Origin of the sequence: Streptomyces sp. SID486 (assembly GCF_009865385.1) — a bacterium.
In the GTDB taxonomy this organism is placed as follows: domain Bacteria; phylum Actinomycetota; class Actinomycetes; order Streptomycetales; family Streptomycetaceae; genus Streptomyces.
On sequence record NZ_WWJT01000702.1, the window covers coordinates 45,219 to 64,964 of the forward strand.

Consider the following 19,746-nt stretch of genomic DNA (forward strand, 5'->3'; position numbering starts at 1 on the left):
GCCCGGGATCTCAGACAGATGTATGAAGGTGGCCGGGAAATGGGGGAGAATGCCCGGGTGGCGGCGGAATACAAGGCGGACTACCAGGAGCTGGTGGACGAGATCTCGGAGCTGCTGGGCGCCCCGGCGACCCTGGAGAACCGCGACTTCGAGCTGATCGCCTTCGGCGCGTACGACAGCGACGACGAGCTGGACGCCTCCGCGCTGGACCCGGTGCGCACCCGTTCGATCCTGACCCGGCGGTCCACGGCGACGGTCCGGTCCTGGTTCGAGGGCTTCGGCATCACGCGCGCGACCGGTCCGGTGCGGATCCCGCCGAGCACCGAGGCCGGGGTCTACCGCGGCCGGATCTGCCTGCCGGTGCGCCATCGGGGCGTCGTCCTCGGCTACGTCTGGCTCCTCGACGGCGACCCCGGACCGACCGACCCGCAGCTGGCCGCCGCGATGGAGGTGGCCGGCCGGATCGGCGCGCTCCTGGCGGACGAGGCGGAGGCCGGGGCGGGACTGAGCCGGGAGCTGCGGGCGGTGCTCACCGCGGAGCGGGGCTGGCAGCGGGACATGGCGGTGGCCGACCTGCGCACCGCTCTCGGGCCCCGCGCCGACGGCCCCCTCACCCTGGTGTGCGTCGCCCCCTGGCCGTCCGCCGACCCGGACGACGCCCCCGCCGCCCGGACCATCCCGCACGCCACGGCGCTGTGCACCCTGCCGTGGGGGGCGACCGGGCAGAGCCTCGCGCTGCTGGTGCGGCTGCGCACCGCGCACACCATCGCACCCGCGCTCGCGTCGGCCGCCCGGCTGCTGAAGGAGGCCGAGGGGGCCCACGGGGCCTTTGGCGGCGCGGCGCGCGGAACCGCGGCCAGGGTGGCGGCGGCGGTCGCCGCGGGGTACGGCGCGCCGGTCCCGCCCGGCGGCTACGCCGCGGGCGTCGGCGAGCCCCGTACCGGCCTCGCCGAGCTGGACACGGTGTGGCAGGAGGCGTCGGCCGCCGCGCGCGCCGCGCTGGCCGAGCCGCGGTTCGGGCCGGTCGCCCAGTGGGCGCAGATCGGGCCGTACCGGCTGCTGACCGCGCTGCCGCCGGAGGCCGCGCAGGACAGGGTGGTCGGCCCGCTCCTCGCGCCCGCGCACCGGGAGCTGGCCCGCACGGCCGAGGTCTACCTCGACTGCGCGGGCCAGGCCGGCCGCGCCGCCTCCGAACTGGGCATCCACCGCCAGACGCTGTACTACCGCCTGTCCCGGGTGGAGCGGCTCACCGGCCTGGACCTGGACGACGGCGAGGACCGCCTGCTGCTGCACATGGCGCTGAAGCGGGCACGGCTCTGACCGCACCGGCGGCCTCGCGCCGGTGCGGTCAGGGTCAGCTCTTCGCGGCGCCCTGGATCAGCCGGCGCAGGCCCTCCGTGAGCTGCCCGGCCTCGGGCGCGGTCGCCGGCGCGAAGGACCACTGGGAGATGAGGCCCGACATCAGGACGGTGTAGAGGGCGCCCAGCGAGTCCACGGCGTCCTCCGTGACCTCGTCCTCCGGCACGTCGGCCATGAGGGCGACGAAGGCGCGTGACCCCTCCCGCTGCGCCTTCGCGAGATGGTCGCGCACCTCGGGCAGCTGGTCGCCCACGGCCACGATCTCCGCGCTGAGCCGCCAGAACGAGCCCGGCTCGCGCATGGTGGCGATGATGTTGGACCACATCTCCTGGAAGCGTTCCAGCGAGCCGGGCGGCGCGGTGAGCCCGGCGTGCGCCTCGCCGCCGAACGCGTCCGACATGCCCTCGACCAGGGACACGTACGCCTGGGCGAGCAGCGTGTCCTTGGAGCCGTAGTGGTAGCCGATCGAGGCGAGGTTGGTCCCCGACTCCTTGACGATGTCCCGCGCGGTCGTGCGCGCGAAGCCCTTCTCCAGCAGGCAGCGCTTGGCGCCTTCGAGCAGATCCTCACGGTGTCCCATGCGACCACCCTACTCCGGGATTCATACAACTGTCCCACACGCATGTCCCACACGCATGTCCCATACGAACGACTTATACGCCCGTCCTAGACAAGCGTTTAAAACATCCGTACAGTCCTCGGCATGACGAACTCGACGAGCACCACCACCCCCGTCGGCGCCGCCGTCGCCACCCCCGCCCGCGCCGGGCGCCGCGAGTGGACCGCTCTCGGCGTGCTGATGCTGCCGCTGCTGCTGGTCTCGATGGACGTCTCCGTCCTGTACTTCGCGACCCCCGCCATCAGCGCGGACCTGCACCCGAGCGGCACCCAGCAGCTGTGGATCTTCGACATCTACGGATTCGTCCTGGCCGGCCTGCTGATGACGATGGGTTCGCTCGGCGACCGCATCGGCCGCCGCAGGCTCCTGCTGCTGGGCGCCGCCGCCTTCGGCGGCGCCTCCCTCCTCGCGGCCTACGCGGGCAGCGCCGAGACCCTGATCGCCGCCCGCGCGGTACTCGGCATCGGCGGCGCGACCCTGATGCCGTCCACGATGGCGCTGCTGCGCACGATGTTCACCGACCCCGCCCAGCGGGCGAAGGCGATCGGCCTGTGGTCCGGAGTGATGACCGGCGGCATCGCCCTGGGCTCGGTGATGAGCGGCATCCTGGTCGAGCACTTCTGGTGGGGTTCGGTCTTCCTCGTCAACCTGCCCGCCATGGCACTGCTGCTGCTCCTCGGCCCGGTGCTGCTGCCGGAGTCGAAGGACCCGCGGCCCGGCCGCTTCGACTGGCCGAGCGTGCCGCTGTCGATGGCCGCCGTGCTCCCCGTGATCTACGGCCTGAAGGAGATCCCCTCCGAGGGCTGGCACCCGCGGTACGCCGTCTCGGTCGCCGTCGGCCTGCTCTTCGCGGCCCTGTTCGTCCGCCGGCAGCGCACCGGTCCCTCGCCGCTGATCCCGCCGGCCCTGCTGAAGGGCCACGGCTTCACCCCGGCACTGGTGCTGAACCTCCTCGCCACCCTCGGCGTCATGGGGTCGGCCGTCTTCACCACGCAGTACCTGCAGTCGGTCCTCGGCAAGAGCCCGCTCTCGGCCGCGCTGTGGAGCCTGCTGCCGTCGGTGTTCATCGGCGCCGCCGGTCCGGTCACCACGCAGCTCGTCCAGCGGGGCGTCAACCGCGGGTACGTCGTCGCGGGCGGCTTCGCCGTCATGGCGGCCGGTTACGGGCTCATGGCCGGGGCGGGCACGGACTCCCTGTGGCTGGTGCTGGCCGGGACGGGCGTGCTGGCCTGCGGGGCGGTCGCGATCATGTCGCAGCTGACCGACCTGGCCATGAGCAGCGCCCCGGTGGAGCGCTCGGGAACGGCCTCGTCGCTGCTGGAGACGGGCAGCGAGTTCGGGGGCGCGCTCGGCATGGCGCTCCTCGGCTCCATCGGCACGGCGGTCTACCGCCACGAGATGCCGGCCACCGCCCCGGACCAGGCCCGCGAGACCCTGGGCGGCGCCCTCGCCACGGCAGGACGGCTGCCCGGCCGGGCCGGCGGGATGCTGCTCGGCACCGCCCGGCACGCCTTCACCAGCGGCATGCAGGCGGCGATGATCGCCGGAGCCGTGCTGCTCGCGCTGGCGGCGGTGGGAGCGGCGGTGACGCTGCGCGGGACCGAGACCGGGCAGGGCGGGAAGTAGGACCACGCGAAGACGCCGGACGGGCCGAGGGAGACCTCGGCCCGTCCGGCGTCGTGTGGGCGGACCGGGATCTCCCCCGGCCCGTCCGGCGTCGTGTGGGCGGACCGGGGTCTCCCCCGGCCCGTCCGGCGTCCTGGCCGGGTGGGTCAGACCAGGTTCACCGAGCGGGCGGACGTCGCGCCGATCTCGGCGGCGACCTCGGCCAGCACACCCGGGGCCACCGTGTCGTCGACCGTCAGCACCGCGAGCGCCTCGCCGCCGGCCGCCGCGCGGGCGACCTGCATGCCGGCGATGTTGAGGCCCGCCTCGCCGAGGATGCGGCCCACGGTGCCGACGACACCCGGACGGTCCTCGTAGCGCAGCACCACCATGTGGTCGGCGAGCGCGAGGTCGACGTCGTAGTCCCCGACCGCGACGATCTTCTGGACGTGCTTGGGGCCGGCCAGCGTGCCGGAGACCGACACCTCCTCGCCGGTGCCCAGCGTGCCGCGCACGGTCACCACGTTGCGGTGTTCGGCCGACTCGGAGCTGGTGGTCAGCCGGACCTCGACCCCCCGCTCCTGCGCGAACAGCGGCGCGTTGACGTACGACACGGTCTCGTCGACGACGTCCTCGAAGACACCCTTGAGGGCGGACAGCTCCAGCACCTTCACGTCGTGCTGGGTGATCTCGCCGTAGACCTCGACGTCGAGGCGGACCGCTACCTCACCGGCGAGCGCGGTGAAGATCCGGCCGAGGCGCTCGGCCAGCGGCAGGCCCGGCTTGACGTCCTCGGCGATGACCCCGCCCTGGACGTTGACGGCGTCCGGCACCAGCTCACCGGCGAGGGCCAGGCGCACGGACCTGGCGACCGCGATACCGGCCTTCTCCTGGGCCTCGTCCGTCGACGCGCCCAGGTGCGGGGTGCACACGACCTGGTCCAGCTCGAAGAGCGGGGAGTCGGTGCAGGGCTCCTTGGCGTACACGTCGAGGCCGGCGCCGGCGACCCGGCCCTCCTTCAGCGCCGCGTACAGCGCCGCCTCGTCGACGATGCCGCCGCGGGCCGCGTTGACGATGCGCACGCCGGGCTTGACCTTGCGCAGCGCCTCGTCACCGATGAGGCCGAGGGTCTCGGGGGTCTTGGGCAGGTGGACGGTGATGAAGTCGGAGATCTCCAGCAGCTCGTCCAGGGACAGCACCTTGACGCCCATCTGCGCGGCCCGCGCGGGCTGCACGTAGGGGTCGTAGGCGACGACCTTCATGCCGAAGGCGGACATGCGCTGCGCGACCAGGGCGCCGATGCGGCCGAGGCCGACGACGCCGAGGGTCTTCTCGGCCAGCTCCACGCCCGTGTACTTGCTGCGCTTCCACTCGCCGTTCTTCAGCGCGGCGTTGGCCTGCGGGATGTTGCGGGCGGTGGACAGCAGCAGACCGCAGGCCAGCTCGGCGGCGGTCACGATGTTGGAGGTCGGGGCGTTGACGACCATCACGCCGGCCTTGGTGGCGGCGGAGACGTCGACGTTGTCCAGGCCGACGCCGGCTCGCGCGACGACCTTGAGCTTCTTCGCGGCCGCGACGGCCTCGGCGTCGACCTTGGTGGCCGAGCGGATGAGGATCGCGTCCACGTCGGCGATGGCAGGGATCAGCTCGGAGCGGTCCGCTCCGTTGCACTGCCGGATCTCGAAGTCCGGACCGAGTGCGTCGACGGTCGCGGGCGACAGCTCTTCAGCGATGAGTACGACGGGTTTCGAGCTCACGTGAGTCCTCACAAGTCCAGTGCGGACGGCCGTCCCGACGGCCGCAGGCGGTGGAGGGGCTAGCCGCGGAAGACGCACGACGCTGTGGGCCTGACGCGTGTTGTCCAGAAGTCTAGTGGCGTGGCGGTGGCCGTAATGCGCCTCCGCGGAAGGATCACCCGTCCGGGGCTGGACGGGGTGGACAACGGGGGCCGGAGCAGTACGCTCCGGCCCCCGTCACGAGGCTTACGCCTCCTCGTCCACCCAGCTCATCAGCTTGCGGAGCTGCTTGCCGGTGGTCTCCAGCAGGTGCTCGGCGTCCTGCTGCTTGTACTCGTCGTACTTCTTCAGGCCACCGTGGTACTCGTCCATCCAGTTCCTGGCGAACGTGCCGTCCTGGATCTCGGCGAGGACCTGCTTCATCTCCGCCTTGGTGGCGTCGGTGATGATCCGCGGACCGGTGACGTAGTCACCCCACTCGGCGGTCTCCGACACCGACCAGCGCATCTTCTCCAGACCGCCCTCGTACATCAGGTCCACGATCAGCTTCAGCTCGTGCAGGCACTCGAAGTAGGCGATCTCCGGCTGGTAGCCGGCCTCCACCAGCGTCTCGAAACCCGCCTTGACCAGCGCCGCCGTACCACCGCACAGCACCGCCTGCTCACCGAACAGGTCGGTCTCGGTCTCCTCGGTGAACGTCGTCTTGATCACGCCGGCGCGGGTACCGCCGATGCCCTTGGCGTACGACAGGGCCAGCGCGAACGCGTCACCCGAGGCGTCCTGCTCCACCGCCGCGATGCACGGCACACCACGGCCCTCCTCGTACTGCCGGCGCACCAGGTGACCGGGACCCTTCGGCGCGACCATGCAGACGTCCACGCCCGCCGGGGGCTTGATGAACCCGAACCGGATGTTCAGACCGTGACCGAAGAACAGCGCGTCACCGTCCTTCAGGTTGTCCTTGATCGACTCCTCGTAGACCTGGGCCTGGATCGGGTCCGGCACCAGGATCATGATCACGTCGGCCTCGGCCGCGGCCTCCGCCGGAGTCACCACACGCAGACCCTGCTCCTCGGCCTTCGCCTTGGACTTCGAGCCCTCGTGCAGACCGACCCGGACGTCGACACCCGAGTCACGCAGCGACAGCGCATGGGCGTGGCCCTGACTGCCGTAGCCGATGACCGCGACCTTGCGGCCCTGGATGACGGACAGGTCGGCATCGGCGTCGTAGAACAGCTCGGCCATGGGTCGGATCTCCTTTGAACGGTGGGTATGGGATGCGGGGTCGGGAGAATTCAGGCGCTCTGCGCGGAGCGTGCCGCGGCGGAGGTGATGCGCAGCGTGCGGGTCTCGCGGGCGCCGCGTTCCGTCAGGGAGCGGGAACCGCGGCCGATGGCGATGGCACCGGACTGGACCAGCTCCTTGATGCCGAACTGGGCGAGCATCCGCAGCATCGCGTCGAGTTTGTCACCGGCGCCGGTGGCCTCCAGGGTCACCGCCTCCGGGGCCACGTCGACGGTGCGGGCCCGGAACAGCTCGGCGATCTGCAGGACCTGGGAGCGGGTGGTGTTGTCGGCGCGGACCTTCACCAGGACGAGTTCGCGCTGGACCGCGTCCGCCGCCTCGAGCTCGACGACCTTCAGGACGTTGACGAGCTTGTTGAGCTGCTTGGTGACCTGCTCCAGGGAGAGTTCGTCATCGACGCGGACGACGATCGTGACGCGGGAGAGGTCGGGGTGCTCGGTGGTGCCCACGGCGAGCGAGTCGATGTTGAACCCGCGCCGGGAGAACAGGGCGGCGATCCGGGCCAGGATGCCGGGGGTGTTCTCGGCCAGGACGGAGAGCGTGTGCTGAGACATGTCGGAGGGTCCTCTCAGTCGTCCGTCGCGTCGCCGAAGTCGGGACGCACGCCACGGGCGGCCATGATGTCGTCGTTGGAAGTGCCGGCCGGGACCATCGGCCACACCATCGCGTCCTCGTGGACGATGAAGTCCACCACCACCGGACGGTCGGTGACCGAGTTGGCCTTGTCGATGACCGCGTCCAGCTCGTCCGGGGACTCGCAGCGCAGGCCCACGCAGCCCATCGCCTCCGCGAGGAGGACGAAGTCCGGGACGCGCGTGCCCCGGTTGGCCGCGGAGCCCACGCCCCGGGTGGAGCCGGTGGCGGCGTTGGTGGCGCCGTCGTGCAGCACGGTGTTGGAGAACCGCGCGCCGTAGAAGAGGTTCTGCCACTGGCGGACCATGCCGAGGGCGCCGTTGTTGATGACGGCGACCTTGATCGGGAGGTCGTTCAGGGCGCAGGTGACCAGTTCCTGGTTGGTCATCTGGAAGCAGCCGTCGCCGTCGATCGCCCACACCGTGCGGTCGGGCCGGCCGGCCCTGGCCCCCATCGCGGCCGGGACCGCGTAGCCCATCGTCCCGGCGCCGCCGGAGTTGAACCAGGTGCCAGGCTCGTCGTGCGGGAGGAACTGCGCCGCCCACATCTGGTGCTGGCCGACACCGGAGGCGAACAGGGTCCCCTCGGGGGCGAGCCGGCCGATGCGCTCGATGACCAGCTGCGGGGAGAGCGTGCCGTCGGCGGGCAGGTCGTAGCCGCGGGGGTAGGTGTCCCGCCAGCGGTTCAGGTCCCGCCACCAGGCGGCGTGGTCCCCGGGGCCGCCCTCCTCCCGCACCGCGGCCGCCAGGGCGGCGATCACCTCGCGGGCGTCGCCGACGATCGGCACGTCCGCGTACCGGTTCTTGGAGATCTCCGCCGGGTCGATGTCGGCGTGCACGACCTTGGCGTGCGGTGCGAAGCTGTCCAGCCTGCCGGTGACCCGGTCGTCGAAGCGGGCACCGAGGGCGACGATCAGGTCCGCCTTCTGCAGGGCCGCCACGGCGGACACGTCACCGTGCATGCCGGGCATGCCCATGTGCTGCGGATGGCTGCCGGGGAAGGCGCCGAGGGCCATCAGCGTGGTGACCACGGGTACGCCGGTCAGTTCGGCGAGGTCCCGCAGCTCGGCGGTGGCCCCGGCCTTGAGGACGCCGCCGCCGACGTACAGGACCGGACGTTCGCTGGAGGTGATCAGCCGTGCCGCCTCGCGGATCTGCCGCGGGTGCGGGCGGGTCTTCGGGCGGTAGCCGCGCAGATGCGCCGCCGTGGGCCGGACGAAGGTGGTCCGGGCCTGGAGGGCGTCCTTGGTGATGTCGACGAGGACCGGCCCGGGGCGGCCGGTCGACGCCAGGTGGAACGCCTCGGCGATGGTCCGCGGGATGTCCTCGGCCCGGGTGACGAGGAAGTTGTGCTTGGTGATCGGCATGGTGATGCCGACGATGTCCGCCTCCTGGAAGGCGTCCGTGCCGATCGCCTTCGACGACACCTGGCCCGTGATCGCCACCAGCGGTACGGAGTCCATGTGGGCGTCGGCGATCGGTGTCACCAGGTTCGTGGCACCCGGCCCGGAGGTCGCGATGCAGACACCGACCTTCCCGGTGGCCTGCGCGTACCCGGTGGCGGCGTGGCCGGCGCCCTGCTCGTGCCGCACCAGCACGTGGCGGATCCGCGCCGAGTCCATCATCGGGTCGTAGGCCGGGAGGATCGATCCGCCGGGGATCCCGAAGACGGTGTCCGCGCCGGCCTCCTCCAGGGCGCGGATCAGGGACTGGGCGCCGGTGATGGTCTCGTCGGCGGGGAGCATCCGTGGCAGGCGGGCCGCGGGGGCCTCTTGCACAGTGTGGGGCATGGTCGGTTCCCAGGGTTCGCAGGGATGGATGAGTGGTGTGAGCGGTCTTGCCGGTGTGCACGGTCAGATCGGGGCCCCTCCCGTCAGGAGCCCGGGCGGGGCCGCGCGGACCAGGTCGGCGGCCTGCGGGCCGACGAGGCGGGTCACGGTGGGTCCGGCGGCGGTGAGTTCGCCGCGCACCGCCACCGCCGCCGCGTAGCCCCGGTCCACCGGGACGTCCAGCAGGGTCCAGCCGGACGGCGGGTAGGGGCCTCCGGGTGCGCCGGAGCCGACGTAGTCGAGGGACGGGTCGCGTCCCAATCCGGTGCCGAGGCCCTTGAGGTAGGCCTCCTTGCGGGTCCACAGCCTGGCCAGTGCGCGCGGGCGCGACTCCGGTGCCAGTGCGTCGAGTTCCTCCTGCTCCGCCACGTGCAGCATCGAGGCCAGTTCGGTGGTGGCCGTCTGGTCCGACACCAGGTCCACGTCGACGCCGATCGGCGCCGCCGCCGTACCGACGAGGGCGAGGTCGCCCCGGTGGGAGAGCGAGAAGAACAGGTCGTCGCGGCCCGGGCCGAGCACGGTGGGCCGGCCGTGCGGGCCGCCGCAGCAGGGGCAGGTGTCCCGGCCGAAGTGGATCTCCTCGGGGCGCAGCCGCAGATACGACCCGAGGAGCCGGCGCAGTGCCACGTGCGCGGCCGTGAACCGGGTGCGGTCGGCCGCGTGCATGAGGGCGGCGGCGCGTCGGCGTTCCGTCGCGTCGAGCACCGCCTCGTCCAGGATGCCGGCGGCGACATCCGAGACCCTCAGGAGCCAGAGGTCGAGTGAGCCGGGAGGTGGCAGCTCACGGGCGACCCACGGCAGTGTTCCTTCCACGGGGTCTCTCCTGTTCGTACTCGAAGGAGCCGACCGGGCGTCATGACCCTCCGGGCGCGGCGGGCAGGTCGTGCCTGCCGCGCAGGGGCCCGATCAGCAGCAACAGGGGGCTGACCGCGAGTCCGGCGGTCAGCAGCCACAACGTCGGCCGCAGTCCGAGCGCCGTGCCGAGCACGCCGCCGAGCAGGGAACCGAACGGAATGGCGCCGAAGTTCGCCACCGAGATGCAGGCCGTGATGCGGCCGAGCAGCTGCGGCGGGCAGTACCGCTGGCGGAACGCGCCCTGGATCACATTGGCGAGCACCACCCCGAGGGCGAGGAGCGCGCTGCCGGCCACGAGCGCGGCCAGCATCCAGCCCTGCCCCGCCATCGGGATCAGCAGGGCGAACGGGGCGGTGGCCGCGGTGGCCACCAGCAGCCCGCGTGCGGTGCCCCAGCGGGCGGTCACCCGCTTGGCGCCGGCCGCGCCCAGGATCCCGCCGACGCTGCTGGAGGCCAGCAGCCAGCCGGCCGCGCCCTCCGGCACGCCGAGCTGGCGGATCATGAACACGGGCAGGATCGCCTGGTACGCCGTCAGGAGCAGGTTGGTGACGGTGCCGTAGGCGGTCAGCACACGCAGGTACGGGTCGCGCACGGTGTGCCGGAGACCCTCGCCGATGTCCCGGCGCAGCGGGGTCCGCTCGCGGGAGGGCTCGGGCAGGGGTTCCCGGCTGCGGATGCCGAGCAGGCACAGCGCCGAGAAGACGAAGGTGCCGGCGTTGACCAGCAGGCCGGAGACCGCGCCGAAGGTCTGGGCGAGCAGACCGCCGCCGCCCAGGCCGGCCACCTGGGCGACCGACTCGCTGCCCTGCAGCTTGGCGTTGGCCTCCTGGAGCTGGTCCCGCTCGACGATGGACGGCACGTACACCTTGTACGAGATCCCGAAGAACACCGCGGCCAGGCCGTTGAGGAGCGCCACCACCAGCAGATGGGTCATGGTGAGCACGCCGAGCCACGCGGCCACCGGCACGCTCGCCAGGAGCAGCACCGAGGAGACGTTGCACACCAGCATCAGCGGGCGGCGCCGCATCCGGTCCACCCAGGCGCCGGCCGGCAGGCCGATCAGCAGCCAGGGCAGCCAGGGCGCGGCGGCCAGCACACTCACGCTGAGGGTGCTGGCGTTCAGGGTGACCACGGCGACCAGCGGCATCGCCACCGTGGTGATGTTGATGCCGACCCGGTTGGTGGTCTCACCGAGCCACAGCCGGCGGAAGTCGCGGTGGCGGGAGAGGGGGGTGCGGGCCGGGGCGGGCACCGGTGCGGCGGCGGTGGTGACGGTCTCGCTCATGCCCGCACCGCCCTGTCCACCTTGTCCACGGCATCGGTCAGCAGCTTCTCGGCGTCCGACCAGCGATCGCGGCGGACGGCGCACTCGGCGCGGTGGGCGTCGAGCAGGCGGCGCAGCGGCGGGAGTCCGTCGGCCCCCGGGCCGCCCCCGTGGACGCACGCGGCGACCACGTGGTCCGGGTCCAGGCCGCCGTCGAGGCCCGCGGTCTCCTCCAGCGACAGGCCCGAGCCGAGCGCGGCCAGCACGGTCTCGCCGACCTTGTGGTGCGCGGCGCGGAACGGCATGCCGTCCGCGACCAGGCGTTCGGCGAGGTACGTCGCCGCGGTGAACCCGTCCCGGGCCCGCTCGGACATGCGCTCGGGCCGCGGTTCGATGCCGGCCACGAGCAGCCGCAGCAGCGTCACCGCGTCGGTCGTGTCGCTCAGCCCCGGCCACAGGTGGCGCATGGCCTCGGTGCCGACGGCGATGGCGTTGGTGTAGCCGGCCGTGGTCATCGCCGAGGCCGCGCTCACGAAGGCGCCCAGACTCGCGCCGGCCCGGCCCTGGACGTGCTCCAGCAGGAACGGGTTGCGCTTCTGCGGCATCATCGAGCTGGAGCCGACCAGCGTGTCGGCGACCCGCAGCAGCGCCGTCTCCTCCGACGTCCACACGCTCAGGTCGCGGGCGACCCGGGCGAGGGTGACGCCGAGCACGGCGGACGCGGAGAGCAGGCTCAGCGCGAAGTCCCGGGAGGCCACGGCGTCCACGGAGTTGGTGGCCGCCCCGGTGAACCCCAGGAGCCTGGCGGTGCGTTCGGGATCGACGGGCACCGAGGTGCCGCCGACGGCCCCGGCGCCCAGCGGGTTGACGTCCAGCTGGCGTCCCGCGTCCAGGAGCTGGCCGTAGGCGCGCAGCACCGCGCCCGCGACGCCGGCCAGGTAGTGGCCGTAGGTGATCGGCACGGCGGGCTGCCCGTGGGTGTACGCCGGCATGGTGACGTGCGCGTACCGCTCGGCCCGGTCGAGGAGCACGGCGGCCAGCCGGTCCACGGCGTCCAGCAGGGCGAGGTAGGGGCCGCGGGCCTTGAGCCGGGCGGTGGTGGCGCCCAGGTCGTTGCGGGAGCGGCCGGTGTGCAGGACACCGCCGGTCTCGTCGCCCAGCCGCTCGATCAGCCAGCCCTCGTACGCCAGGTACACCCCGCGTGGCATCGGGCGCCCGCGCACCGGCCGGAAGTCGGCGGCGCGCAGCTCCTCCACCGCCCGCAGCAGCGCGGCGGCGCGGCCGGCGTCCACGACGCCGCGCTCGGTGAGCATGACCAGGTGGGCGCGGTCCACCTGGCTGATGCGGCGCAGCTCGGCGCCCAGCGGGTCCGCCGCGTCCTCGGACACGCGCTGGTCGTAGACGATGGCGTGCGCCTCGGGATCCAGCGCCGAGCTGAGCCGGCCGGTGTGGACGCCGTCGCGCGCGGGAGCGGTGGTCATGAGAGGTCCTCGGGGGTGAGAAGCGGCCGGTGTCCCCGGCGCCCGGAGGGGCGCGGGGTGGGGGTGCCGGGGTGGCGCCGGGCGGCTGCCCGGCCCTCGTGCGTCTCGGTGGCGCTCATGTCAGGGCCTCCTGCCGGTCCAGGGCCAGGGACGTCGGGGTGATCGCCCCCGCGAGGGCCTCCACCGCCCGGTCCGCGGCCCCGGCCGCCTCGGCGGGATGGTCCGCCACCGCGATGACATGGCCGAGCCGGCCGCGGAAGTCGGCGGCGGGGCCGACCGGTTCGCCCGGGGCGCGGTAGAGGACCGCCTCGACGACGCCGGGGACGGCACCGGCCCGGGTGACGGCGTCCGCGAGTCCGGGGGCCAGGATGCCGTCGCGGTCGGTGGTCAGGAAGCGGATCGAGGCGCGGCCGTACAGCGCGCGCTCCGGGTGCGCGGTACGCCCCAGGGCGGCCAGCACCTGGGCGCGGACCAGGTCGATCCCGCAGGCGCGGCGCACGAGTTCGGGGATCATGCCGCCGGCCAGCCGCGGGTTGACCTCGATCACCTTGGCGGCCGGGCCGTCGAGCCGCAGCTCCACGTGGGCCGCGCCCCAGCCGAGGCCGAGCGCCGTCACGGCCCGCACGGCGGTGCGCCGCAGCTCGCGCTCCAGGCCGGCGGGGAGCGCCGCCGGCACGTCGTGGCCGACCTCGACGAAGGCGGGCAGCGGGCCGACGTGCTTGGCGACGGTCACCACCGCCTCGGTGCCGAAGACCTCGACGGAGAACTCCGCGCCTGTCAGGTACTCCTCGACCAGGATCCGGCCGGGGGTCGCCACACCGCGTTCGTTCGTGGTGGTGGCCAGCAGTGCCCGCGCGTGCTCGGCGACCTCGTCGAGGTCCGAGCACAGCCGTACGCCCAGACTGCCCGAGCCCTGCACCGGCTTGACCACGACGGGCAGCCGGGTGGCCGCCGCCGACACCGCGGCGGCCTCGGTCGACACCACCGCGAAGCCCGGTACGCCCACCCCGGCGGCGGCGAGGATCCGCCGCTGCTCGGCCTTGTCCCGGCAGTCCCGCACCGCGTTTGCCGCGGGACCGGGCAGGCCCAGGCGGGACGCCAGCGCGGCGGCGGCCGGGACGTAGTACTCGGAGCTGGTCAGTACTCCGGCGACCGGCGTCTCGTCGGCGAGCCGGGTGGCCGCCGCCCACAGCCGGTCCGCGTCGGAGGTGTCGACCACGACGGTCCGCAGCCCGTCCTCGGCCGCGTAGGGGTAGCGTCCCGGGTCCTGGCACAACAGGACCGGCACGACACCGAGTTCGGCGGCCCGGCGGGCGAACAGCCGCCCGGTACCGGTGGTGTTGGACTCGACCAGGAGCAGCAGCCGGCCGCTCATGACGCGATCTCCGGCATCATCACGTCGTCGAAGCCGCGGCGCCCCCACAGCAGCCGGGACCAGACCGGCGGGGCGTCCAGGGGGTGGCCGACGGTGACGGGTTCGCCGCCGGGCGCGGGCGCGGGGACGATGCCCTGCTCACGCAGCCAGGCGTCGTTGTAGACGGTCGACTGGTAGCGGTAGCCCTCGTCGGGCAGCACCATCACGACGGTGCTGGCGGGGTTGCGGGCCGCCCACCAGGACGCCACCTGGAAGGACGCGCCGCTGGTCGGGCCCATGAACAGCCCGTGCCTGCGGTACAGCTCGTGGGTGGCGTGGAAGGCCTCGGGCGCGGTCACCCAGTGGGCCTCGTCGTACGCCGCGTGCCGCACGTTGCCCGGGTGGATGCTGCTGCCCAGGCCGCGCAGGGTGCGCGGGCCGTCCGGGGTGCCGAAGATGATGCTGCCGTGGGTGTCGACGCCGACGAGGTGCAGCTGCGGATTGCGGGGCCGCAGTGCGGCGGCGAGACCGCCCGTGGAGCCGCCCGAGCCGACCGGCCCCACCACGCAGTCGACGGCGCCGACGGTGCCGTCGATCAGGTCGGCGACGACACCGTAGGCCCCCGGGTTGTCGGGGTTGTCGTACTGGCCGGGGACGAACGCGTCCGGGTGCTGCCGGCACAGTTCGGCCACCCGGGCCAGCCGGGCGCCCTGGATGCCGCCGGGCTGGCCGGTGTGCTCGACGATCTCCACCGTCGTGCCGAGCATCTCCAGCCGGGTGCGCAGTTCCTGGTCGATGGCGGAGTCGCCGACGATGGTCAGCGGGTAGCCGCGCAGCCCGCACACCATGGCCAGGCCCAGTGCGAAGGTGCCGGAGGAGGTCTCGATGACCGGGGTGCCCGGGGTGAGCACCCCGGCGGCCTCGGCCCGGTCGATGATGAAGCGGGCGGGCAGCAGCTTCATCAGGCTGAAGGCGGCCGCGTACAGGTTGTCGGCCACCTTGATGATCCGTGGCAGCTCGGTGGCCTCCACGATCGAGGAGTGCGCCTTGGGAAGGGTCGTCGTCATGTCAGTCACCCGTTGTGTAGTTCCACTGCTCGTCGATACCGGTGCTCCGCAGGAGGTCCTGCGCCAGTGCGGTGCGCGTCTCGACGTCGGGATCGTCCCGGTCGAAGAGGAGCCCCGCGATGTCCCCGCTGTGGGCCACCTGCACGCCCACGGCGCCCGAGGTGCCCGCGATGTCCCGGATCCGGTCGAAGCCGGGGACCGGCAGGTGCCGCTGGTTGATCTCCGCGCTCGCCGTGGCCACCGAGCCGAGCAGCGCGACGTCCTTCATGTGGATGGCGTCCCGCAGCGTGTCCCGCAGTGCGGCGAACCGCTCGATCTCGGCCTCGTCGTAGCGGGCCGGCGGGAGGGCCAGCGTGTCGACGCCCTTGCCGCGGTTGGAGGGGCGCGAGCCGAAGCCCAGGACGCGCAGGGGTGGCATCCGGTAGCCGAAGTCCTCGATGACGGTGCCCTCGCGCTGCGCGAACAGCACGGTGGAGTCCTCGAACATCAGCGAGTCGGAGGCGGTCTCGGCGCGCACCGCGAGCCGGGCCACCTCGCGCGGCGGCAGCGGATCGGCGAACGCGTCCTTCACCGCCCAGATGGCCGACAGCACATCGCTGGTGGAGGAGCCGAAGCCCCGGCACAGCGGCACGTCCCCGGTCAGCTCCAGATGGCCGCCGACCGGTCCGGCGCCCGCCGGGACCACCGTCCGCACGGCCAGCTCGGCCGCCCGCCGCGCCTTGCCCTTCCAGTCCGGTGACACGGTGACCCCGGTGCCGGGTGCCGGCGTGAAGGTCGCCCGGGTGGTGTGAATGGTGCAGGGCAGCGTCACGAGTCCGCGCACGAGCCCGCCGGGGCCGGCGAAGACACCTTGCAGAATCTCGCCGTGATGGACGGGGGCCGAAGCTGCCCCGACACGCCAGTCGGAATGATCCACCATGTCCTTGACCTTCTGTTGCCGGTGAAGCCGTGACCTGCGGACACCCTTACGCTACGGAGGCCGGAACCCGCCTTCCGGCGGCAAGGGCGGCAGCTTGTGGGCGGTTGGCGGCGAGCCGCGGTCCGCACTCCGGGCGCACGAAAGCGCCCGGCCCCGCCGAGACGGCAGGACCGGGCGTTCACCGGACAGGCGGGACGGGCGCGCCCCCGGGGGCGCGGGGGCCGCGCGACCGGCCGCGACGGGCCGGCGGAAGACCGACGGCCGGTCGCGCCCCTCCCCTCGGCTCCCTCAGCTACGCACCCCCCGCAGCTGCTCGCCCAGCACCTTGCCGATCTCCCGCAGCGGCTCGGCGCCGGTCAGCTCCCAGTGTTCGCAGTCGATGTCGTGCTCCTCGACGTGGCCGGAAACGTAGGGTGCCCAGGACTCGGCGCCGGTGGCCGCGGCCGGCGTACGCCGGGCGTTGAAGAACACCACGTCGCCGCCGAAGCGCAGTTCGGGCACGTACCGGTAGCGCATGTGCAGATGCGCGGCCGTGGCCTCGACGACCGCGGCGGCCTGCACCGGGTCCAGGGCGCCCAGGATCGGGTCCGCACGCCGCAGCACGTCGGCGAGTTCGGCGGGGTCGGGCGCCGAGTCGGCGCACCGGACGTCGAGTTCGGCGCCGCGGGTGCCGAGGAAGGCGGTGAGGACCTCGCGTCCGTCGACGGCCGGGGCGGTGAAGCCGTCGGGCAGCGGATAGGCGTCCAGCAGTCCGAGCAGGGCCACCTCCTCGCCGAGCGCCTCCAGGCGGGCGGCGATCGCGTGCGCCACGAGTCCGCCGAAGGACCAGCCGAGCAGGTGGTACGGCCCGTGCGGCTGGACGGAGCGGATCTCGGCCACGTAGGTGTCGGCCATCTCCGCCATGGTCGCCGGCCGCAGCGCCGGGTCGGTCAGCTCCCGGGCCTGCAGGCCGATCAGCGGCCGGTCGAGGTGCTTGAGGAGTCCGGCGTAGCACCAGCTCATCCCGGAGACCGGATGGACGCAGAACAGCGGCGGCTCGTCCGACGCCGAGGCGGCCCGGATCGGCAGCAGCGTCTCCAGCGGGTCCCCGCCCGCGTTCTCGGCGATGTGCTCGGCGAGCAGGGCGGGCGTCGGGTGCTGGAACAGGTCCCGGATGGTCACCGGGGTGTCCCAGACCGCGCGGATCCGCCCGATGAGCCGGGTGGCGAGCAGGGAGTGCCCGCCGAGGTGGAAGAAGTGGTCGTCGATGGTGACCGAGGGGACGCCGAGCACGGCCGTGTACAGGCCGCACAGGATCTCCTCGGCCGGGGTGCGCGGTGCCCGCCCGCCGGTGGTCGCGGTCCGCGGCGGTTCCGGCAGTGCGCGCCGGTCCAGCTTGCCGTTCACGGTGAGCGGCAGGGCGTCGAGGGTGACCAGGGCGGCGGGCACCATGTACTCGGGCAGCGCGCCGGCCGCGTGCCGGCGCAGCTCGGCCGGGTCCAGCGGGTCCGCCTCGGCGTCGGCGGCCACCACGTAGGCCACCAGCCGCTTGTCGCCCGGCCGGTCCTCGCGGATCAGCACCGCGGCCTGCGCGACCGAGGGGTGCCGCAGCAGCGCCGACTCGATCTCACCGGGCTCGATACGGAAACCGCGCAGCTTGATCTGCTGGTCGGCCCGTCCCAGGTACTCCAGCGCGCCGTCCTGGCTCCAGCGGGCCAGGTCGCCGGTGCGGTACATCCGGGAGCCGGGCGCCCCGTGCGGGTCGGCCACGAACCGTTCGGCGCTCAGGCCCGGCTGGCCGATGTAGCCGTGGGCCAGGCCGTGCCCCGCGACGTACAGCTCCCCGGGCACGCCCGGCGGCAGCAGCCGCAGGTCCCCGTCGAGGACGTAGGCGTGCTTGCCGGTGAGGGGCCGGCCGATGGGGATGGCGGGGGCGGGCGCGGTGATGGTGTGGGCGGTGGTGAAGCCCATGCTCTCCGCCGGGCCGTAGCCGTTGACCAGGTGCAGGTGGGGGTGGTCGGCCAGGGCCTTGGCGGTGTGCGCGGGCGAGGCCGCCTCGCCGGCCGTCATCGCCTCCCGCACCTGGGAGAAGACCGCCGGGTGCTCGTCGAGCATGTGGTTGAACAGGCTCGCCGACATCTGCAGCGTGGTGATCCGGTGCTGCTCCACCAGCTCCGCGATGCGGTGCGGGTCGGTGTGCTGGCCGGGTTGCAGCACGCACACCCCGCCGTGCAGCAAGGGCCCGAACACCTCCAGCGCGAACGCGTCCCACGACACCGGGCTGCTCTGCAGATAGGTCTGCTCGGGACCGAAGTTGAGGTAGTCCGGTCCGATGAAGGTGGCCGCCAGCGCCCGGTGCGAGGCCGCGACTCCCTTGGGCACCCCGGTCGAACCCGAGGTGAACATGACGCACGCGGTGGCCTCCGGGTGCCCGCCGGTCTCCACGGCCGTGCCCGGCAGGGCGCTGACCGCCGGCGCGTCCTCGGTCAGGTCGATCAGCGGCGCCGCGGTGGGCAGCGCCACCAGGTGGCTCTGGGTGACCAGGGCGGACGGCCGGGTCTGGGCCAGCACGGTGGTGAGCCGGTCGGCCGGGAACTGCGGGTCCAGCACGGTGTACCCGGCGCCGGCCTTCAGCACCGCGAGGATGGTGGCGATCAGGTGCGGGGAGCGTTCCAGGTGCAGGGCGACCAGGCTGCCCGGGACGACGCCGCGCGCGGTCAGGTGCCGGGCCAGCCGGTTGGACCACACGTCCAGTTCGGCGTAGGTCAGCCGCTGCTCCTCGTACACCAGCGCGAGGGAGTCCGGGGTACGGGCCGCCTGCCCGGTGAACAGCCCGTCGAGGCCCAGGGCCGGGGCCGTCGTGGGCCGGCCGCTCCACTCCCGCACCCGCTCCCGCTCGTCCCCGGACAGCAGCTCCAGGGCGGTCACCGGCAGTTCGGGGGCGGCGACGGCGGCTTCCAGCAGGCGGACGAGCCGGTCCGCGGTCGCCTCGATCGTCCGCGCGTCGTACAGGTCGGTGGCGTACTCGACGGTGATGTCCAGGCCGCCCGGCTCGCCCGCCGCGTCCCGGTGCTCGGCGAACGCGAAGGTCAGGTCGAACTTCGCGACCGAGGCCGACGGGAACAGGAACTGCCCGTCCAGACCGCCGAGCCGGGGTGCCTCGGCGGCGGCGTCGCCGACGGTGAGCATGACCTGGAAGAGGGAGTGCCGGGCCGTGGTGCGCTCGGGGTTGAGGACCTCCACGAGCCGGTCGAAGGGCAGGTCCTGGTGGGCCCAGGCACCCAGGTCGGTCTCCCGGACCCGGTGCAGCAGGTCCCGGAAGCTGGGATCGCCGGTCAGGTCGGTGCGCAGGACCAGGGTGTTGACGAAGAACCCGACGACATCGTCCAGCTTCTGGTCGGTGCGGCCGGCGACGGGGGAGCCGAGCGGGATGTCGGGCCCGGCGCCGGAGCGCGAGAGCAGGGTGGACACGGCGGCCTGCGCGACCATGAACAGGGTGGCGCCGGTGTCCTGGGCCAGGGTGGTGAGCGCCCGGTGCAGCCGGGCGTCGCCGTGCACGGTGTGCGTGGTGCCCCGGTTGGAGGGTGTCGCCGGGCGGGCCCGGTCGGTGGGGAGGGTGGCCTCCTCCGGCAGCCCGGCCAGCGCCTTCGTCCAGTAGCCGAGTTGGCGGTCCTCGTCCTCGTCGATGAGCCGCTGCTGCCACAGCGCGTAGTCGGCGTACTGGACCGGCAGCGGCTCCCAG

15 protein-coding genes are annotated in these 19,746 nt (G+C 73.4%); 2 read left to right on the forward strand and 13 right to left on the reverse strand.

The features are described from left to right. The first annotated feature begins 39 nt into the window (after positions 1 to 39). On the forward strand, positions 40 to 1,320 hold the full coding sequence (locus tag GT045_RS32935) for a helix-turn-helix domain-containing protein (RefSeq protein ID WP_202529239.1): 1,281 nt from the start codon (positions 40 to 42) through the stop codon (positions 1,318 to 1,320). Positions 1,321 to 1,354: 34 nt separating this feature from the next. Here GT045_RS32935 and GT045_RS32940 read toward each other — a convergent pair whose 3' ends face one another. Further along, entirely contained in the window at positions 1,355 to 1,939 is a 585-nt protein-coding gene (locus GT045_RS32940) for a TetR/AcrR family transcriptional regulator (RefSeq protein WP_161290114.1), read from the reverse strand. A gap of 123 nt (positions 1,940 to 2,062) precedes the next feature. Here GT045_RS32940 and GT045_RS32945 point away from each other — a divergent pair, with 123 nt between their 5' ends. Next, a complete protein-coding gene (locus GT045_RS32945; protein WP_161290111.1) occupies positions 2,063 to 3,604 on the forward strand; it encodes an MFS transporter in 1,542 nt (513 codons plus the stop codon). Positions 3,605 to 3,750: 146 nt separating this feature from the next. On the opposite strand, the gene serA is transcribed toward GT045_RS32945, so the two are convergent. The 12 genes from serA to GT045_RS33000 all read right to left on the reverse strand — a co-directional run. Then, the gene (gene serA / locus GT045_RS32950; protein ID WP_161295446.1) at positions 3,751 to 5,340 is read right to left on the reverse strand and encodes a phosphoglycerate dehydrogenase; all 1,590 of its coding nucleotides are present in this window, start codon (positions 5,338 to 5,340) and stop codon (positions 3,751 to 3,753) included. A 225-nt stretch (positions 5,341 to 5,565) separates the two neighbouring features. Then, on the reverse strand, positions 5,566 to 6,564 hold the full coding sequence (gene ilvC / locus GT045_RS32955; RefSeq protein ID WP_161336439.1) for a ketol-acid reductoisomerase: 999 nt from the start codon (positions 6,562 to 6,564) through the stop codon (positions 5,566 to 5,568). Positions 6,565 to 6,614: 50 nt separating this feature from the next. Continuing rightward, the gene (ilvN, locus tag GT045_RS32960) at positions 6,615 to 7,178 is read right to left on the reverse strand and encodes an acetolactate synthase small subunit (RefSeq protein WP_161298515.1); all 564 of its coding nucleotides are present in this window, start codon (positions 7,176 to 7,178) and stop codon (positions 6,615 to 6,617) included. A 14-nt stretch (positions 7,179 to 7,192) separates the two neighbouring features. Then, entirely contained in the window at positions 7,193 to 9,046 is a 1,854-nt protein-coding gene (locus GT045_RS32965; protein WP_161336440.1) for an acetolactate synthase large subunit, read from the reverse strand. Between the two features lie 63 nt (positions 9,047 to 9,109). After that, positions 9,110 to 9,898 carry a 4'-phosphopantetheinyl transferase superfamily protein gene (locus GT045_RS32970; protein ID WP_161287387.1) on the reverse strand — a complete coding sequence of 263 codons (789 nt, stop codon included), beginning with the start codon at positions 9,896 to 9,898 and terminating at the stop codon, positions 9,110 to 9,112. Positions 9,899 to 9,938: 40 nt separating this feature from the next. After that, positions 9,939 to 11,225, reverse strand: a complete 1,287-nt coding sequence (locus GT045_RS32975) for an MFS transporter (RefSeq protein WP_161287388.1) — start codon at positions 11,223 to 11,225, stop codon at positions 9,939 to 9,941. Further along, the gene (argH, locus tag GT045_RS32980; protein ID WP_161287389.1) at positions 11,222 to 12,685 is read right to left on the reverse strand and encodes an argininosuccinate lyase; all 1,464 of its coding nucleotides are present in this window, start codon (positions 12,683 to 12,685) and stop codon (positions 11,222 to 11,224) included. Before argH ends, GT045_RS32975 begins: the two co-directional genes overlap by 4 nt. Continuing rightward, entirely contained in the window at positions 12,682 to 12,804 is a 123-nt protein-coding gene (locus GT045_RS40565; protein ID WP_272921373.1) for a hypothetical protein, read from the reverse strand. The genes argH and GT045_RS40565 overlap by 4 nt, the downstream gene beginning before the upstream one ends. After that, positions 12,801 to 14,060 (reverse strand): ATP-grasp domain-containing protein, encoded by a 1,260-nt coding sequence (locus GT045_RS32985; RefSeq protein WP_161336441.1) that lies wholly within the window; start codon positions 14,058 to 14,060, stop codon positions 12,801 to 12,803. The genes GT045_RS40565 and GT045_RS32985 overlap by 4 nt, the downstream gene beginning before the upstream one ends. Next, positions 14,057 to 15,106 carry a cysteine synthase family protein gene (locus GT045_RS32990; RefSeq protein ID WP_202515031.1) on the reverse strand — a complete coding sequence of 350 codons (1,050 nt, stop codon included), beginning with the start codon at positions 15,104 to 15,106 and terminating at the stop codon, positions 14,057 to 14,059. Before GT045_RS32990 ends, GT045_RS32985 begins: the two co-directional genes overlap by 4 nt. A gap of 1 nt (position 15,107) precedes the next feature. Next, complete coding sequence (locus GT045_RS32995) at positions 15,108 to 16,025, reverse strand: kinase (RefSeq protein ID WP_161336442.1); 918 nt, start codon at positions 16,023 to 16,025, stop codon at positions 15,108 to 15,110. Between the two features lie 288 nt (positions 16,026 to 16,313). Continuing rightward, on the reverse strand, positions 16,314 to 19,746 hold a 3,433-nt coding region (locus GT045_RS33000), incomplete at its 5' end, for an amino acid adenylation domain-containing protein (RefSeq protein ID WP_161336443.1).

Coding starts and splice junctions, on each gene's coding strand:
- GT045_RS32935 (WP_202529239.1), top strand. CDS start 40: ATGGGGGAGAATGCCCGGGTGGCGGCGGAATACAAGGCGGACTACCAG.
- GT045_RS32940 (WP_161290114.1), bottom strand. CDS start 1,939: ATGGGACACCGTGAGGATCTGCTCGAAGGCGCCAAGCGCTGCCTGCTG.
- GT045_RS32945 (WP_161290111.1), top strand. CDS start 2,063: ATGACGAACTCGACGAGCACCACCACCCCCGTCGGCGCCGCCGTCGCC.
- ilvC (WP_161336439.1), bottom strand. CDS start 6,564: ATGGCCGAGCTGTTCTACGACGCCGATGCCGACCTGTCCGTCATCCAG.
- ilvN (WP_161298515.1), bottom strand. CDS start 7,178: ATGTCTCAGCACACGCTCTCCGTCCTGGCCGAGAACACCCCCGGCATC.
- GT045_RS32965 (WP_161336440.1), bottom strand. CDS start 9,046: ATGCCCCACACTGTGCAAGAGGCCCCCGCGGCCCGCCTGCCACGGATG.
- GT045_RS32975 (WP_161287388.1), bottom strand. CDS start 11,225: ATGAGCGAGACCGTCACCACCGCCGCCGCACCGGTGCCCGCCCCGGCC.
- argH (WP_161287389.1), bottom strand. CDS start 12,685: ATGACCACCGCTCCCGCGCGCGACGGCGTCCACACCGGCCGGCTCAGC.
- GT045_RS40565 (WP_272921373.1), bottom strand. CDS start 12,804: ATGAGCGCCACCGAGACGCACGAGGGCCGGGCAGCCGCCCGGCGCCAC.
- GT045_RS32985 (WP_161336441.1), bottom strand. CDS start 14,060: ATGAGCGGCCGGCTGCTGCTCCTGGTCGAGTCCAACACCACCGGTACC.
- GT045_RS32990 (WP_202515031.1), bottom strand. CDS start 15,106: ATGACGACGACCCTTCCCAAGGCGCACTCCTCGATCGTGGAGGCCACC.
- GT045_RS32995 (WP_161336442.1), bottom strand. CDS start 16,025: ATGGTGGATCATTCCGACTGGCGTGTCGGGGCAGCTTCGGCCCCCGTC.